Annotated in this window: 16 protein-coding genes; 5 read left to right on the top strand and 11 right to left on the bottom strand. The window is 54.0% G+C overall.

All coding sequences use genetic code 11. From position 1 onward, the window contains the following. Positions 1-11: 11 nt before the first annotated feature. Positions 12-761 (top strand): type I methionyl aminopeptidase, encoded by a 750-nt coding sequence (map, locus tag FED52_RS11365; protein ID WP_138859932.1) that lies wholly within the window; start codon positions 12-14, stop codon positions 759-761. A gap of 49 nt (positions 762-810) precedes the next feature. Here map and menC read toward each other — a convergent pair whose 3' ends face one another. The 6 genes from menC to FED52_RS11335 are packed head-to-tail and all read right to left on the bottom strand — an operon-like array spanning position 811 to position 7,914. Then, a complete protein-coding gene (gene menC, locus FED52_RS11360) occupies positions 811-1,878 on the bottom strand; it encodes an o-succinylbenzoate synthase (protein WP_138859931.1) in 1,068 nt (355 codons plus the stop codon). Next, positions 1,862-3,232, bottom strand: a complete 1,371-nt coding sequence (gene menE / locus FED52_RS11355; protein ID WP_138859930.1) for an o-succinylbenzoate--CoA ligase — start codon at positions 3,230-3,232, stop codon at positions 1,862-1,864. Before menE ends, menC begins: the two co-directional genes overlap by 17 nt. 49 nt (positions 3,233-3,281) lie before the next feature. Then, on the bottom strand, positions 3,282-4,106 hold the full coding sequence (gene menB / locus FED52_RS11350) for a 1,4-dihydroxy-2-naphthoyl-CoA synthase (RefSeq protein WP_021067784.1): 825 nt from the start codon (positions 4,104-4,106) through the stop codon (positions 3,282-3,284). Then, a complete protein-coding gene (locus FED52_RS11345; RefSeq protein WP_138860339.1) occupies positions 4,107-4,883 on the bottom strand; it encodes an alpha/beta fold hydrolase in 777 nt (258 codons plus the stop codon). Beyond that, positions 4,883-6,532, bottom strand: a complete 1,650-nt coding sequence (gene menD, locus FED52_RS11340) for a 2-succinyl-5-enolpyruvyl-6-hydroxy-3-cyclohexene-1-carboxylic-acid synthase (protein ID WP_138859929.1) — start codon at positions 6,530-6,532, stop codon at positions 4,883-4,885. The genes FED52_RS11345 and menD overlap by 1 nt, the downstream gene beginning before the upstream one ends. Beyond that, positions 6,529-7,914: an isochorismate synthase gene (locus tag FED52_RS11335; protein WP_034781040.1), complete on the bottom strand. Its 1,386-nt coding sequence runs from the start codon at positions 7,912-7,914 to the stop codon at positions 6,529-6,531. Before FED52_RS11335 ends, menD begins: the two co-directional genes overlap by 4 nt. A 166-nt stretch (positions 7,915-8,080) precedes the next feature. On the opposite strand from FED52_RS11335, the gene FED52_RS11330 reads away from it, so the two are divergent. Both FED52_RS11330 and FED52_RS11325 read left to right on the top strand, forming a co-directional pair. Further along, a complete protein-coding gene (locus FED52_RS11330; RefSeq protein ID WP_138859928.1) occupies positions 8,081-8,980 on the top strand; it encodes a 1,4-dihydroxy-2-naphthoate polyprenyltransferase in 900 nt (299 codons plus the stop codon). Positions 8,981-8,999: 19 nt separating this feature from the next. Further along, positions 9,000-9,551: a beta-class carbonic anhydrase gene (locus FED52_RS11325; protein ID WP_034781037.1), complete on the top strand. Its 552-nt coding sequence runs from the start codon at positions 9,000-9,002 to the stop codon at positions 9,549-9,551. 41 nt (positions 9,552-9,592) lie between these two features. On the opposite strand, the gene FED52_RS11320 is transcribed toward FED52_RS11325, so the two are convergent. The 4 genes from FED52_RS11320 to FED52_RS11305 form a co-directional block, all read right to left on the bottom strand. Further along, positions 9,593-10,540 (bottom strand): YihY/virulence factor BrkB family protein, encoded by a 948-nt coding sequence (locus FED52_RS11320; protein ID WP_138859927.1) that lies wholly within the window; start codon positions 10,538-10,540, stop codon positions 9,593-9,595. A gap of 68 nt (positions 10,541-10,608) precedes the next feature. Then, the gene (locus FED52_RS11315; protein ID WP_034781346.1) at positions 10,609-11,046 is read right to left on the bottom strand and encodes an NUDIX domain-containing protein; all 438 of its coding nucleotides are present in this window, start codon (positions 11,044-11,046) and stop codon (positions 10,609-10,611) included. Between the two features lie 66 nt (positions 11,047-11,112). Then, a complete protein-coding gene (locus FED52_RS11310; RefSeq protein ID WP_138859926.1) occupies positions 11,113-12,039 on the bottom strand; it encodes a carbohydrate kinase family protein in 927 nt (308 codons plus the stop codon). A 119-nt stretch (positions 12,040-12,158) separates the two neighbouring features. Then, positions 12,159-14,066, bottom strand: a complete 1,908-nt coding sequence (locus tag FED52_RS11305) for a heavy metal translocating P-type ATPase (RefSeq protein ID WP_138859925.1) — start codon at positions 14,064-14,066, stop codon at positions 12,159-12,161. A gap of 198 nt (positions 14,067-14,264) precedes the next feature. Here FED52_RS11305 and FED52_RS11300 point away from each other — a divergent pair, with 198 nt between their 5' ends. Both FED52_RS11300 and FED52_RS11295 read left to right on the top strand, forming a co-directional pair. After that, entirely contained in the window at positions 14,265-15,200 is a 936-nt protein-coding gene (locus FED52_RS11300) for a DMT family transporter (RefSeq protein WP_034781029.1), read from the top strand. A 138-nt stretch (positions 15,201-15,338) separates the two neighbouring features. Beyond that, positions 15,339-15,641, top strand: a complete 303-nt coding sequence (locus FED52_RS11295) for a hypothetical protein (protein WP_138859924.1) — start codon at positions 15,339-15,341, stop codon at positions 15,639-15,641. Positions 15,642-15,682: 41 nt separating this feature from the next. On the opposite strand, the gene FED52_RS11290 is transcribed toward FED52_RS11295, so the two are convergent. Continuing rightward, the gene (locus FED52_RS11290; protein ID WP_138859923.1) at positions 15,683-16,825 is read right to left on the bottom strand and encodes an MFS transporter; all 1,143 of its coding nucleotides are present in this window, start codon (positions 16,823-16,825) and stop codon (positions 15,683-15,685) included. Positions 16,826-16,829 lie beyond the last annotated feature (4 nt).

Genomic DNA, 16,829 nt, shown 5'->3' with positions numbered 1-16,829 from the left:
GAGGGAAAATGATGTTAGATTATGATTACGATGCATTGCGCGAGATTGGGCGGATTGTCGCCTTGGCTCGCGATGAGATGGCGAAAGCAGTCAAGCCAGGCATGACGACGAAACAGTTGGATGAAATCGGGCAGCGTGTTTTAGAAGCGGAAGGGGCCGCCTCGGCCCCAATCACGATGTATGAGTTCCCGGGTTATACGTGTATCTCCATCAATGAAGTCGCAGCCCATGGGATTCCAGGTGACCTCGTCATCCAAGACGGCGACGTGGTCAACGTCGACGTATCGGCCGTGAAGGACGGCTACTATGCCGACACAGGACGTACGGTCATCGCGGGCACACCGAAATCGGCTAAACACGAGCGGTTGGTCGAAGTGTCATTGACATCGCTCGAAGCGGGTCTCAGCAAAGTGAAGGCGGGCGTCAAGGTCAACCAAATCGGGAAAGCGATTTATGCCGATGCCCGTAAGAACGGCTTCACGGTCATTCGTAACTTGGCGGGCCATGGCCTCGGTCGCACGCTCCACGGTGAGCCGGAGACGATTTCCAACTACTATAGCCGTGAAGAGAACGACATCTTGAAAGAAGGACAAGTCATTGCCGTCGAGACGTTCATCTCGACAAAAGATGAAATCGTCTATCAATCAGAAGAGGACGGTTGGTCGTTGTTCACCCCGAACAACAGCCTCGTCTCCCAGTTCGAGCACACGGTCGTCGTCACGAAAGACGGCTATGAAGTATTGACGGGCACATTCCGTTAACGATGAAAAGGCGGCAGACGCGAAGTCTGCCGCCTTTTTTGCGGAGTTTTTACAGGAGTCGAATCGTCTGTTCGCTCAGTTGCTCGATTTTCGTCCAATCCGGTGCGACCTGGTCGGGAAGCATCAATTGTCCGTTCTCGACTTCGAGCGGGGTATCGAGCAAATCGGTCTCGAAGTAAGCGCTCGTCCCGGCCATATCGGCCGGGTAGGCGGTTCCGTTCAATGAGGCGAATAAGAGCGTGTGATAACGGCCGATGGAGGACTCATACATCCCACCGACCCAGTAGGGGGTGCCGCTATCGCGAATCGCGAGCGCCTCGCTCCAGCCGCCGACGCGGGCCGGTTTGATATTGACGATGCGACCGGCTCGAAGTCGATGCATCGTCGCCACGTCTTGAGCCGCACTGATCGATTCATCGAGACAAATCGGTGTGGTGAGCCGTGCCTGCAAGTCCGCTGTCTCGACCCAATATGTGCTCGGATAAGGCTGTTCGATCATCAAGAGACGGTAGGTGTCCAATGCCTCGAACCAGTCAAGCGATTGCTCGGAGCCACTTCCGTTCAAATCAATCATGAGCGGGGCGTCCGGAAAAACGCTGCGAATCTCGCCGAGCGCAGGAAGCAGTTCATGCGGGGACGCTTTTAACTTGATCCGGTCGAATCCGGACGCGAGCGCAGCCTCGATGGCGTTCAACGTCTGACTGAGCAGACCGATGCCAATCGTCCGGCCGCATGCCACGGCATCGCCGGCTTGGACGTATTGTTTTAATGTCTGATTCGCGCGGGCCGCTTCCACTTCCCATAGAGCGCTCTCCCACATCGCTTTCGCCATCGGTTGGCCGATGATCGAGCTGACATGGGGACCGAACGAGGTGGCAGACAACGTCATCCCTTTCAGAAGTTGGACAATCAAAGCGGACGTATCGATGACGGAGCGGACGGTCTCAGCCGTATACCATGGCGTCTCGAACGCGACACCTTCCCCGTAGCCGACAACACCGTCGACCGTCTCCAGCCGGAGAATGACCGTCCGTCTCGTCGTCAACACGGCGTGGGCGGTGACAATCGGATGTTTGAACGTGAGGGGGACGATATACAGTTCAGCGCGACGAATCATGGTCAGCCTCCTTTAAGCGATGACGCATCAATTTACCGTTGGCGTTACGAGGCAGCTCGTCGACGGCAATCCATGCTTTCGGATGTTTATAAGATGCCAGATGGTCGTGCAGCAGCTGAATCGCCTCATCGAAATCGAACGTACCGACCGTGAAGGCGACGGGTACCGCTCCCCAAGTCGGGTCGGGACGACCGACGACCCCGACGTCTTGAATGCCCGGGCAACGCAATAACACGCTCTCGATTTCGGCCGGATAAATGTTCTCACCGCCGGAGATGATCAAATCACTGCGGCGGTCATGGACGTACAAGTAACCGTCTTTCATCGTGCCGAGGTCGCCCGTTTGCCAATAGCCGTCGGGCGTCCAAGCATCGGCCTCTGGCTGTTTATAGTAACCAGGGGTCACCGTCGGTCCGTTCACTTCAATCTCCCCATCCGCATTGATACGGAGTTGGGTCGGCGCGATTGCTTGACCGCTCGAACCGATGTGGGCGAGTGCCTCGGCTGGCAACAGCGTCGCGACTTGCGAACACGTCTCCGTCATCCCGTACGTCTGGGCGACCGGTAACTGCCGCCGCTCGGCTTCTTCGAGCAACGGACGCGGTACGGGACCGCCGCCGACGAGCAGAAGTTGCAACTGATGGCGGGAGAGACCTGCGTCGAGGAGCCGCTTAAGCATGACCGCAACGAGCGAGATGTGGGTGATTCTTGCCGTCGCAATCAACTCGAGTGTACGAGCGACATCGAACTTCGGTTCGACGTATAGTAGCGAACCGAAACGAGCGCTCCGATACACTTGCGCGAGTCCGCTCATATGGAAGAGCGGCGTCACGACGAGCATCCGGTCACTTATCCCGTAACCGAGGCGCGTCTTGGCCGCCTCGGCGCTCGCGACGTGATTGCCGAACGTCTGCTTTACGGCCTTGGCCCGTCCAGTCGTGCCTGAGGTGAACATGAGCGACATGACTTCATCGTCTGCCCACTCGTGCGGTGTAGCGAGTGACGCCTCATCTCGTGACGTCAACGCGAATTGGGTGATCGACAGTTCAATCGGTTCATCGACGAGCAATACATTGATATCGGCCGTCTCGATTTGTCCTGCCAGTTCGCTCATCGTCAACCGTGTGTTGAGCGGAACGAGTACTTTTCCGAGTAATTGGATGGCGTGGACAGCGATGACATAATCAGCGCTGTTCACAGCGCGTAATCCGATATGCCGGGCTTCGGGTGCGACCCGTTCCAGGAAGTGGGCCAAACGGGAGCTTTCCGTGCTTAACTCGGCCCAAGTCAAACTGACGGACGCGGTGACGAGTGCCATGGCGTCGCGTCGATGTTGTGTCACATAACGATTCATCATCAGAACCTCCAAAAAAAGAGTAGCGAAGTCGCTACTCTTTGTCGATTTACGGGAAACGCGGGAACTGACCGAAGTCTGGATCGCGTTTTTCTTTGAAGGCGTCGCGGCCTTCTTTTGCTTCGTCTGTCGTGTAGTAGAGAAGCGTCGCGTCGCCGGCAAGCTGTTGAAGTCCTGCGAGTCCGTCCGTGTCGGCGTTCATCGCTGCTTTCAAGAAGCGAAGGGCCGTCGGAGAGTGTTGCAAGATCTCTTGGCACCATTGGATCGTCTCGGCTTCAAGTTGCTCGAGTGGAACGACCGTGTTGACGAGTCCCATGTCAAGCGCTTGCTGTGCGTCGTATTGACGGCAGAGGTACCAGATTTCGCGTGCTTTCTTGTGGCCGATGATGCGGGCCAAGTAACCTGAACCGTAACCGGCATCGAACGAGCCCACTTTTGGTCCAGTTTGACCGAAACGAGCGTTGTCGGCTGCAATCGTCAAGTCACAGACGACGTGCAAGACGTGTCCGCCACCGATCGCATAACCGGCTACCATGGCGATGACTGGTTTCGGGATGACGCGAATCAAACGTTGAAGGTCGAGGACGTTCAAGCGTGGAATCTCGTCGTCACCAACGTAGCCGCCGTGGCCGCGGACTTTTTGGTCGCCGCCTGAGCAGAAGGCTTGATCGCCTTCACCAGTCAAGATGATGGCACCGACTTCTTTATCGTCACGGGCGCGTGCGAACGCGTCGATGAGCTCGTTGACCGTGAGTGGACGGAACGCGTTCCGTACTTCCGGGCGGTTGATGGTAATTTTTGCGATGCCGTTCCACTTCTCGTACTTGATATCTTCGTACGTGCGGACCGATGTCCAGTTTGCTACTGATTCCATTTAAATTCCCCCTAAAATCAATTTCTCTATCATTGTACCAAATTGTTGGGCATTCTCGACATGTGGAGCATGAGATGCGTCCGAAATTTCATGAATTTCAATATCGGGACGAATCAACTGCATATTCCGAGCAATCTGTTGAAACTTCACATCGTGTTCCCCGACGATCAAATCGGTGCGAGGTAAACAATCGAGTAGCGGCCAGATCGACGGCATGCTACCCGTCCCGATGGCGCGGAGGCTGTCCGCGAGTGCGGCTGGACGTTGGGCCAACCGCTCAGGACGTAGGGCGGCGCGCATCTCGTCGGTTTGATGCCAGAGCGGAAGACGTTCCCAACGGTCAACGAACGCCTCAAGTCCTGCTCGCTCGATGAATTCGGCGAGCTTTTCGTCTTGAAGCCGGCGTTGTCGACGTTCAGCCGCTATGTCGAGCCCGGGCGTCGTGCTAATGCCGATGAAATGGGTGACCCGATCATCATAGGCGGCGAGTGTCATCCCGATACGTCCGCCGAGCGAGTAACCGACGACCGTCCACGGACCTTCGTCCGTATCGAGTAGCACCGACAAGTCTTTAATCTGTTGACTCATCTTGGCACGCCCGACCGCTTGCTGTCCGGTGCCGCCGTGTTGCAATAGCGACGGGGCGACGAGCCGGACGGGGAGCTCAGGGAACTGGGAGATCCAAGCCGCACTCCCGGTGAATCCATGAAGAAGCAAAACGGGACGGCCGCTCCCACGTTCGAGCACCTCATAGGAGACGCCACGCACGGAACGCATCACGTTTCGTTCTCCGTCGTCAAACGGTCCGTGAGTGAAGCGGTCCAACGACGATGCTCGGCCACGTTTCTAGCGCGATCAGACGGAAATTCGATCAGCTGAACGCCTGCTTCAATCGCCGTCATGACATCTTCAGGCTGCTCGAGCAAGCGATAGCTGAGTCCGTATGTCTCGGCAAATCCGCGCAAGTTCAAGTGGAGCGGCGTCCCGAACAAGTCCTCGAACATTTGCGGTGCGATCGAAGCTTGTGGCAAGAAGGAGAAGATGCCGCCGCCATCATTGTTGACGACGACGATGGAGAACGTACCTGGGTGCGATTTGACGAGTTGCAGGGCGTTGCTGTCATGATAAAACGCCAAGTCGCCAATTAACAGGGCGGCCTTGTCCGTATCGTGACAGGCACCGAGCGCGCTCGATATGATGCCGTCAATCCCGTTCGCCCCGCGATTGGCGAGGACGTCGATTGACTGACCGGCTGAAAGTGTTGTATCGATATCACGGATCGGCATGCTATTGCTGACGAAGATGCGATCAAGACGAGACGCCAGCAAATGACGCGTCAATGCGCTTTCTCCGCTCAAAGCAGGTTTTGCGGATTCGGCGACGCGTTCGAACAATGCGAAACGATCGAATAAGTCGGCGTCATAGTCTTTGTTGATGGTGGCGACATAATCAATCGCATCGCCGTACACGACCGTGGCGCTGTTCGACGGGTCGCGGAACGATCCGGGTTGCTCGATCAAGACGTATGGCACGTCGTGAAGCCACTGATTCAGCCGTTTCGAGACGGGGGCAGCCCCGAACCGGACGACCGCGTCAGGTGTCCATTCCGTGCGATGCTCGCTCGCGAGCCACGCGTCATAGTTCGTCAAGACATGGTCAAACCGGCGCATCCCGCTCAATGGGTCGGCGAAGACCGGAATACGATGGGCCAGCGCCGACGTGTAGAGAGGCTCAAGCCATGATGTCGGAGTACCTGGTCCGACGATGAAGGCGAGACGATTGACGTCAATCTCTTGTTTGAACCGTTTCAAGTCGAGACTTGTCGGTTTAAGATAGGTCGGCTCAGAGGATTCGGCTTCACCGCCCAGGAGTGACGTCAAGCGCTCGATATCCGGCAACAACGGTTCACGGAACGGGATGTTCACATGGACCGGACCGAAAGGCGCATGCATACTCGTCCGGACGAGCCGGGCGAATGTCTGTTCCATGTAGCGCTGACTCGCTGCTTCAGGAACGGGGAGGTCGACGCTCGCTTTCACGTGTTCGCCGTACAGTCGAACTTGGTCGATCGCTTGAGGCGCCCCGACGTTCCGAAGTTCGTGCGGCCGATCGGTCGTCAACACAACGAGCGGCAGTTGTGAGATATTTGCCTCGGCCACCGCCGAAAAGTAGTTGGTGGCGGCAGTACCGCTCGTGCAGATGAGCGCGACCGGGCGCAACGATGATTGCGAACGAGTCAACCCGAGTGCGAAAAAGGCGGCCGACCGTTCGTCGACGATGATATGATGTCGGACGCTCGGATGAAGATAGGCGGCCATGGCGAGCGGTGTCGAGCGAGAGCCGGGACTGATGACGACGTCCTCGACCCCTTGTTCGACGAGCCGGTTCATCATACCGGCGACCCACTCCGTTAACGGTTCATTCATGCTTCATTGCCTCCTGCGCGTACTTTGTCCAATCCGAGAGCTTGCTTGATTGGACTGAGCTTGATTTCTGTCTCGGCGAGCTCCGCTTCGAGTTCAGACTCTTGGACGATTCCACAGCCTGCGTATAGCGCCACGAATTGATGGTGGACAAGAGCCGACCGGATCGAGACGACGAACTCTCCTTCACCGTCCGTGTTCAGCCAACCGAACGGTGACCCGTACCAGCCGCGGTCGAACCGTTCAATCTCGCGCAACAAGCGGACAGACGTCCGTTTCGGAGATCCACCGAGCGCCGGGGTCGGGTGGAGCGACTCGATGATCGACAGCAAGGATGCGTTCGTATCGAGCGTTGCTTGAATCGGTGTGTGCAGATGGAAAACCGACCGGTTCTCCAAGATGCGCGGCGACTCCGGTGCCTTGATGGTAGCCGCGTATGGTGTGAGGGCGTTCTTGATGTCCTTCACGACGATTTGGTGTTCCTCGAGGTTTTTGGCGTCGTGGAGTAACGTCTGTTTGGCTACATCCGATTCGATCTCGGTGTCTGGTCGCTTGATGGTGCCGGCGATGGCGGCCGTTTCAATGTACGGTCCTTGTTTCTTGACGAGCCGTTCCGGCGTCGCTCCGAAAAATCCGATTTCCCGCTTCGGCTGATACAAGAACACGTAACTGCCCGTCTGATGTTCTGACAAGTGGCGCAGTGTCGTCGCGAACGGGAACGCCTCTTCCGAGGTCTGGTAGATTTCTTCCCGGGCGATGACGATCTTTTCGACTCGTTCTTCAGTGATGTTCAGTTTAGCTTGTTGGAAACTCGACTTGAAATGGTCGACGCCGTCTTTGACTTGCGAGTAAGTCGGTGTTTGTTCGTCGGGCGCATGTAGCGCGTTGAACTGGGCGAGTTGATCGGCCAATTGAATCAAATATTGTTCGACCGAACGTTTGGCCGAGACGAGCGTCGAAACGGTCAACGTGTGCTTGTCGCCCGAGCGGCGATATAGAAATTTCGGCACGACCAACGATGCTTCACCGAACGCTTCCCACATATTTTTTTGGGGCCGCACGAACGTGTCGAACGAAAAGCCCGAGAACGCATAAATGACCGCGTCGACGTCCCGGCGGTGCAGGCTCCAATCGTACTGTAGACGTTGGAAACGTTCGGGACCAGAAGCCGTCAACACGAGCGCATCGGCACATCCGAGCATCTCGAGGGAGCGGTCTGGCGTCGAAAAATAGTAGTGGGACGTTTCAGTGTTTTGAATAATATGGAACGCGTCGAACGAAGGGATTTCCCACGTGTACGAGGCAAGTACCGGTCGTTGCCAAGCACGTGCCCGTTTATGGGCTTGTTCGATTCGTTGTTTAATGTGTGTTTGAGTATCTGGCATGAAAGAAAAGCCTCCTCAATCCAATGGAATTCTCATTCTTTAGTGTATCATGACTTCACAACAGAACTGGCCGTCAAATGCTCGAGAAAGTGAAGGGAGCCGTCCGAGCGGCGGGCATTGACAGGTTTTTTCAAAGAGACGTAAACTAACGAAGGGAGGGAAGTGCATGAAGAAGAGAGAGAAAGGTGCGTATTGGCGCATGATTCGCCCGCATACGTTGACAGCGAGCTTCATACCGGTGCTGTTAGGGACGTTCATCGTCCTCGGGCAAGTCGAGTTGAAGTGGGGATTGTTCTTAGCGATGCTCATCGCCTCGGTCTTGATTCAAATCGCGACGAATTTATTTAATGAATATTATGATTACAAGCGTGGACTCGACCACGAAGGTTCCATTGGAATCGGTGGCTCGATCGTACGTGATGGGTTCACACCCGGACAAGTGCTCGGCATCGCGCTCGGTATGTATGGGGTGGCGGCTGTGCTTGGGCTCTATATTGCGGCTTCAACGAGTTGGCATTTAATTTGGATCGGAGTGCTGTCGATGGTCGTCGGATTCCTGTACACGGGAGGTCCGCTCCCGATCGCCTACACGCCGTTCGGGGAAATCGTCGCTGGCCTATTCATGGGTTATGTCATCATCGGCATCTCGGGATATATCCAAATCGGGACGGTGACGACAGAACTGTTGCTCGTATCGTTTCCGATGGCGCTTTTGATCGGGGCGATCTTGCTCGCGAACAACATTCGTGATTTGGATAATGATAAAGTGAATGGGCGCAAAACAATCGCCTGTCTCGTCGGACATCGTCGTGCCGTTCTCGTCTTGGCCGGATTCTTTATCGCGGCATTGGTCGGCATCCTCGTCGCCGTATTCGGGTTTGGCGTGACGCCGTGGGTGCTGTTGTCATTGCTGACAATTCCAATCATGGTACGGGCAGTGAAGCGTTTTTGGGTCAAGCGTGAACCGGCTGAACTCATGCCGGCGATGGCGATGACCGCAAAAGTGAACACGTTGTTTGGCGCTTGGATGGTCATCGGGTTAATGGTCGCGCGGCTAATCGCGTGAATTAAGAGGAGGGAACCACATGTCAGTCGTTCAAGAAATGCTAGCGTTCAATGAAAAATTCGTAACAGAGAAACAATATGAGCAATTTGTCTCGGATAAGTTTCCCGATAAAAAAATCGTCATTTTAACGTGTATGGATACGCGTCTGACGGCGTTGTTGCCTCAAGCCCTCGGACTAAAAAACGGGGATGCTAAAATCATAAAAAATGCGGGAGCCGTATTGTCACATCCGTTCGGATCGGTTATGCGTTCGATCCTCGTCGCGTTGTATGCGCTCGGGGCCGAAGAGGTCATCGTCATCGGTCATTATGATTGCGGCATGGCGGCGATCGATCCGAATGCGGTCATCGCAGAAATGGAACGTCGCGGCATTGAACCGCAGACACTTCAAACACTCAAGTCGTCAGGGATGGATTTGGAGAAGTGGTTGCACGGGTTTGACTCGGTCGAAGCGAACGTCGTCAACTCGGTCAACCTCGTCAAAAACCACCCGCTCTTGCCGCCGGGCACGAACGTCCATGGGTTCGTCATCGACCCTGCGACCGGTCGTCTTGACGTCGTCGAAGCATAATGCAAAAGGCGGTCTCTTCTGGAGAGACCGCCTTTCTTTCGTTACCCGTATGTGTTGACGGGGATATCTTTATAGTCGTCTTCGTCCGAATCTTTTGATTTGGACTTTTTATTTTTCTTATAGTTTTTCTCGTACTCACGTTCGCTCGGCGTTTTGAAGAAACGTTGCCAAGTAGCGTTGATTTCTGAGCCGATCAAAATGATCATGCCGGTCAGCTGGAGCCAAAGCAACGTGACGATGATTCCTCCGAGTGAGCCGTACGTCGAATCGTAATTGCCGAAGTTCGAAACGTACAGGCTGAAGCCGAGGGAGACGAGCTGCCAGGCGATGACGCCAAAGATCGCACCTGGAATCGTGCTCTTCCAGAACACGTGTTGCTGCGGGGCGATTTTATAGAAAATTGACAGCGTGAAAATCAAGATGACGGTCGTCAACACGTAGCGGAACACGTTGATCAAGATGACATCGGCCCCCGAAATCGGGATGAAACGAGCCACGAAATCGATGATTTGCGAACCGAATACGTTCGAGACGATGAGCAGTAACATGCCAACGCCGAGTAATAACGTCAACCCGAGGGCGATGCCTTTGCTGACGAAGAAATTACGTTCGTTATCTTCCCCGTACGCGTGAATCGCCATATTGATCAAGCGTTCAACCCCTTTAGCCGCCGACCAAATGGCTAAAATCGCACCGATTGAGAGGAGTCCGCCGCGCGGTTCGCCGATGGCGTCGAAGATACCGGTCAAAAATTCAGTCGCGGCCGCCCCGGGCGCCAAGTTGTTCAACTGCTCTTGGAACGACGCCTGAGAAATGTCAAAGAACGACAGCAATGCGAGAATGAAGATGATACCCGGGAAAATCGATAAGAACCAAAAAAAAGCGAGTGTCGCGCCGTAATCTTGAACATCATGTTCTTTGAAGCGACGAAGCAACTCTTTCCCGAAGGCGAACCAATTCTTTTTTTCTTTTACTTCTGTAGTATCCATATATGTGCCTCCTGAACGTTATCGTTAGAAACGTTCTTTCCCGAAATGTCAGGAGGCTACACATGAAATCAGTCTTCGGCCAGCGTTTTATTGAAAAATCGCTCGGCTTCGTTCGACAGCAAGTCGGCGAGTGACGGTGGTCGTACCGGTAAATGGCTGAGCGCGCTTCGCTTCACCCACATCGGCGTATACGATCCGTTCGTTTGCTCTGCTTGAAATTCTTCACCTGTCCCGGTCCCGAACTCACCACCGGTCATCCGGGCCCAGTAGTATGGGTTCAACTCTCCATTGAAGGCGACATGTGCGGCTACGCCTTCAAGTTCGACGTGGACGCCGAGCTCTTCGAACGCTTCACGGACGGCCGTCTCTTCAGCCGTATGACCGAATTCGACACCACCGCCCGGAAATACATAATACAAAAGGTTTTCTTTCTCTCGGCGAATGAGCGCGACTTCGTCATGTTCATTCACGAGGATGATGGCACTGCGTAATTTCGTTCTGACCAATGGAATCGTTCCTTTCGATTTCGTATCGTGAACAAAACGCATCGACTCGCGGCCGATGCGTTTTGGTTAATCTGTTGCTGGTTGTTCAAGTGAGGCGTACATGTCAGGTGTCAGGCCGTTATCGTGCGAGGCGATGACTTTCCCAGCGACGCGCATCCCGAGTCGGAGCGCATCTTCAATCGGGTGACGTTTCATCAACTCAGAGATGACAGCGGAGAAGAATGAGTCACCCGCACCGGTCGAGTCGGCAACTTTCACTTTCGTCGTCGGGACGTGACCTTGTTCATTCGTGCGTAAGTCGACATAGACGGCGCCGAGCTCACTCATCGTGACGATTGTGAGCGGAGCTCCTTTCATCGCGAGCACTTCGGCGACGCGTAACGCATCGTCCACTGTGACGATGGACATATCAGACAAAATCTCCGCTTCTTCGCGGCTACAGATGAAGCCGGTGAAACCTTGGAGTAAATGACGGTTCCGTTCAATCACCGACAGATGACCGCACACGCCATACAGCGGAAGCTTCATTTCGCGGCACAGTTCAATGGTCTCGTTCAATACATTGACCGACAAGTCGAGGTCAATCGCGACCGCCTCACTTTCAGCGAACACCGTATCGATGCGACGGAGGATACATTCTTCCATCATCGCTTCGTCCGGTTGCTTCGAGATTGACGTTTGCAGGTCACCGTTGTTATCCATGACGGCAAGCCACATGCCCATCCCATTGTCATCGAGCAAATCGACGTGATCGACGTTGACGTTCAAATCGCGGAGTTCTTCGAGAACACCCATCCCGATTTGATCGTTCGTCACGGTCGACACGAAACGGACGTCATTCCCGAGAACACCTAAGTTTTGGGCGACGTTTCGGCCGGTCCCACCGTTCGAGAACGCGATGTCACCGACGTTCTTGGCATCTTTATGAAGCGGGGCGAACGAGGTTCCTTTAATATCGACAAACACCTTGCCGATTACTGCAATCGTATTCATATACTGTACCACCTTTAGCCAATCTTCCTATCAGTTCCGGTCTCATTAGACACATTGTTTCAATTATAGCGAAATTACTAACGGCTTTCAACGACGGTTTGAATGAGTGTCGAATTTTGTCATTCCCACGAGGTGCTGAGCAAACGAAGCCCGTTCAAGATGACGAGGATGGTCGATACTTCATGGCCGACGACCGCGAACGGCATGACGAGCAGTTCGAAGATGTTCGTCGCGATCAACACGAGGATGACACCTAGGGCAAACACGACGTTTTGGAGGACGACGCGATTCAATTTACGGGACTGTTTGATGGCCGAGCTCAACCGAAGGAGGTCGTTTTTCATTAAGACGACGTCGGCCGTCTCGAGGGCGGCGTCTGTCCCTTCACCCATCGCGATTCCGACATCGGCTGTCGCGAGGGCAGGGGCGTCGTTGATGCCGTCGCCAATCATGCCGATGCTACCGTATTCTTGTTTTAATTGTTTAATCTGCTCGACCTTCTCTTCTGGGAGACATTCGGCGATGTAACGGGTCAACCCGGCCTCAGTGGCGATGGCGCGGGCTGTCGCCTCGTTATCGCCCGTGATCATGATCGTCGCGATACCGAGCTGGTTGAGTCGTTTGATCGCTTGTTTGGCTTCAGGGCGCAGTGTGTCCCGGAGCGCGAACGCTCCAATCGTCTTCGCTTCATCGCTGACGAACACGAGCGTATGGCCGGCAGCTTTTAAACGTTCGACATCGTCGCGGAAGAAATCTCCGCTCGGATCGGCGAATTTTTGTTTGCCGACCCGATAGGCGACACCATCGATCGTCGCTTCAATCCCGGACCCGGTCACGTCTTTGAAGTGTTCCATCGTTCCTGTGTAATTCCCTGTGAATTGGACGAGCGCTTCGGCGAGCGGGTGCATCGAATGTTCTTCAATCAAGCTGACGATGCGATAGACGTGCTCTTTCTCAACGGTTGGATGGATCAATGCCGATTGGACTTCTGGTTTACCGATTGTAAGCGTGCCTGTCTTATCGAAGGCGATCGCTTTCAAACGGCCCATATTCTCGATGTGAACGCCGCCTTTGAACAAAATCCCATGTTTGGCGGACGAAGCGATGGCGGCGAGTGCGGCCGGAGTGATGGCTGCGACGAGGGCGCACGGCGAAGCGACGACGAGTAAAATCATACCGCGGTAAATACTCGTCTCAAGCGACCACGGCGTCAATACCGGGCCGAGCAAGATGATTGCGGTGACGGAGGCAAGCACGACTTGAACGTAGCGTCCCTCGTACCGGTCGATGAACTGGGCGGACGGTGATTTTTCTTCTTGCGCTTGCTGTACCATTTGAATGATTTTTTGGAACAACGTTTCCGTGGCGAGCTTTGTTACTTCTAACGTCAAGACACCGTTCAAGTTAACGCTTGAGCCGTATACCTCGTCGCCGACGTTTCGGTCGACTGGAATCGATTCACCGGTGATGGCGGCTTCCTCGATTGAGGCACTGCCTTTCAAAATCCGACCGTCGACCGGGATGCGTTCGCCGGGTCTTACGTAGATGTGGTCTCCGACGCGAAGGTCGTCGATATGGACGACCTCGAGGCCGCCCGAAGCGTTCAATCGCGTCGCTTGTTCAGGTTGCAGTTCCATTAATGACTCAAGAGCGCGTTCGTTTTTGTTCATCGTGTACGTCTCGAGTGCACCGGACAAAGCGAAAATGAAGATGAGGATGGCACCTTCCATCCAATAGCCGATGGCCGCGGCGCCGATGGCCGCGATGATCATGAGCAGTTCGACGTTCAACGAACGGGTTTCCCACGTATCGGTCAGACCTTCTTTCGCTTTGGCATATCCGCCGATTAAAAAGGCGGTCAAATAGAGGGTGACGTAGAGCGCAGGAGCTCCGTCTTGTCTTTCCGCGATATATGCGAGTACAATCAATACACCACTGATGAGCGCCATGATGAGCTCGATATGTTCGAACCAGTTGGCCCGTTTGAAGACGTGGCTTTTTTTCTGTGTGACGGTTGATGTGTTCATGTGAGCACCTCTTTCTAAATGAGAATATATATCAGTTAAATGATAATGATTGAGGATGATTATCATTATCTATTTTTGATATGATTGGATTTAATACGAGTTTAAGCTCATACCTTATTTATAATGATTATCATGTAAGTCTATTTTAGCACCAATCGTAATAACTCACAAACTAAAAGATTAAGGAGTTTTTGTGTCATGCAAAATGTATTTCAACGCCCTTGGACGGTCACGTTCCTCGCGCTATTCAACACGTTTTTATGGGGGAGCGCGTTCCCGTTCATCAAACTGAGCTACGAGGCGCTTGATATTCAAGAGCACGAGTACGGCCAGCAGTTGTTTTTTGCCGGCGAACGCTTTTTATTGTCCGGACTGCTCTTGCTCGTGATTAGCCGCCTCGTCTTCAAACGGCCGATTCGATTAAACGCGGAAAAGTTGAAGGCGTATGCACATTTAGGGGCATTTTTGACATTCTTACAATATTTGTTCTTTTATATCGGGCTTTCCATCTCGACCGGGGTGCAAGGTTCGATTATCGCGGGATCGACCTCATTCTTCCAAATGGCGCTTGCCCATTTCCGTTATGAGGATGATCGTCTCAACCGATTGAAGGGGATTGCCCTCACACTCGGGTTCTCTGGGATCGTCATCGCCAACTGGCCGACAGCGCACGCAGAGATAGGATTTGGGATTGGCGAGATCTTGCTCATTATGGCGATGATCTCAGGGGCGTTCGGGAACTTGATTGCGAAAGACTACTCACGCGCACATGATGTCGCCCCGATGACGGCTTGGGCGATGGTCTTCGGCTCGCTCGGTCTTCTCGTCGTCGGCTATGTGCTCGCGCCAGGGGATGTGTTCCTTCCTTACACGGTCACGACGCTTTTCTTCTTGCTGTATCTCGCGCTCTTGTCTGCAATCGGGTTCACGTTATGGAACACACTCATGAAATATAATCCGGTCAGCCGGGTATCACTTTATATGTTTTTTGTTCCCTTATTCGGTGTCGTCTTATCTAGCGTTTTACTCGGTGAAACGATCCCGTGGAACGCGCTTGTCGGATTATTGTTCGTCATCGCGGGCATCTATCTCTCGACTTATTTCCAGGGGCGAGTCAACCGTTCGGCCCGTTGATCAAACAATGCTGACGCACGGTTGACGGAATCTTGTTCCCATGGCAAAATATATTAAAAATTCTGAATTCTTTCAGTTGGAAATCGGTCTTCGTTGTAAAGACTTGCGTGCGAATCTGATAGAAGGGAGGATTGTGCCATGGCAAGAAATCCGATTGTCCGAAATATACTCATCTCGCGTCAACCACGGGACGAGTACGTCAAATACGTGATGAAGTGCGTAAGTCGCGGATTGAAGGAGCATCACGACCAAGTGGACGCGCGTGCAACGAGGCAAGGGGAGGACATCCAGACGAAGTGGCATATCAATGATCGCGTCATTGAAGTCACAATCAAGTCGGACGTGCTGGCCTCACTAGAGACAGAACCGTTCGCGCTCGATGAAGCGTTCATGCGCGCGTTCGAACGGAACGACGTTCGTCTCGGTCCAATCAAGGAATGAGTGATACGAAAAAGGGTGAGTCTCCGTTGAGACTCACCCTTTTATGCATCGATCGGCTTCGCTTTCGCTGTGAACAGACTCACAGCCAAGATGCCGAGAATAAGTGTGTACATCAAGAAATACACTTCTTTCGGTAACGCAATCCAAAACGCGCCAATCATCGGTCCGCTGATCGAACCGACGCTGAACGAGATGCTATAGAGCATATTGCCGGTCGGTAACAACGAACGTGGCAACACTTCTGTCATATGAGCCAAACCGAGAGAATACGTGGAGCCGAGACCGGCTCCGGCAAGAGCGAACAAGACGAGCAGCCAGGCGTAATGGTCGACGGCCAGGTTGGCGACGGCGAAGACGAGCGTTCCGAGCGTCAACACGATTTGCAGGATGCGTTTCTTCCCGAAGTGATCGGCGAGGCGACCGAGCGGTAACTGGACGATGATCGAGGCGACGATGAACGTCGTGATGAGCGTACTCGTCTGTGTCAGCCCGATGTCGTTGCGGACCGTGAAAATCGGTAAGTTGGCATTCAAGCTCGCCTCAAGGAACCCGTATGTAAAAGCAGGTAAGAGCGTATATCCGCCGCCGATGAGGACGAGGCGGATGCGTCCTTTCGAGTCGGTCTTCACTTTCTCAGCCTCAGGGTACTCGTTGTCGACCTTGAAGATCAAGAACAAGGATGCGAGACAGAAGACGATCAAGACGAGGAACGGCAGCCAAAAGTGGAGGTCGACGAGCGGGGCGATGAGCGGGCCGACCGCGAATCCGAGGCTGAACGCCATCCCGTAATACGCCATCGCCCGGCCAAGACTTCGCTTCTCGCTCGCAGACGTGACCCACACTTGGGATCCGTAATGGAGCGCCGAATCCCCGAACCCGATGACGAAACGCATGAGTGCCCACATGAGCAGTGACGGCCAGAGCGGCAAGAAGAACGTGGCAAGCGCCGTCAAGACGATGCCGAGGACGATGGTCGGCCGAAACCCGTACTTGCGGACGAACCGTTCGAGTAGCGGCGCAGAGACGATGACGCCTAAGTAGAGCATCGTCGCATTCAACCCGTTCAACCAGGCCGGGTTGCCGTCCCGTTCGATGAGTGTCGACAAGAGCGGGATGAGCGCACCTTGAATCAAGCCGGAGATAAAGACGACAAGTAATAAAATCGAAAATCGAAAGCGTTGCATAGTT

It is taken from the genome of Exiguobacterium mexicanum (genome assembly GCF_005960665.1).
Classification (GTDB): Bacteria; Bacillota; Bacilli; order Exiguobacteriales; family Exiguobacteriaceae; genus Exiguobacterium; species Exiguobacterium mexicanum_A.
The sequence above is the reverse complement of the archived record's forward strand: the minus strand, read 5'-3'. Positions and strand labels throughout refer to the sequence as shown.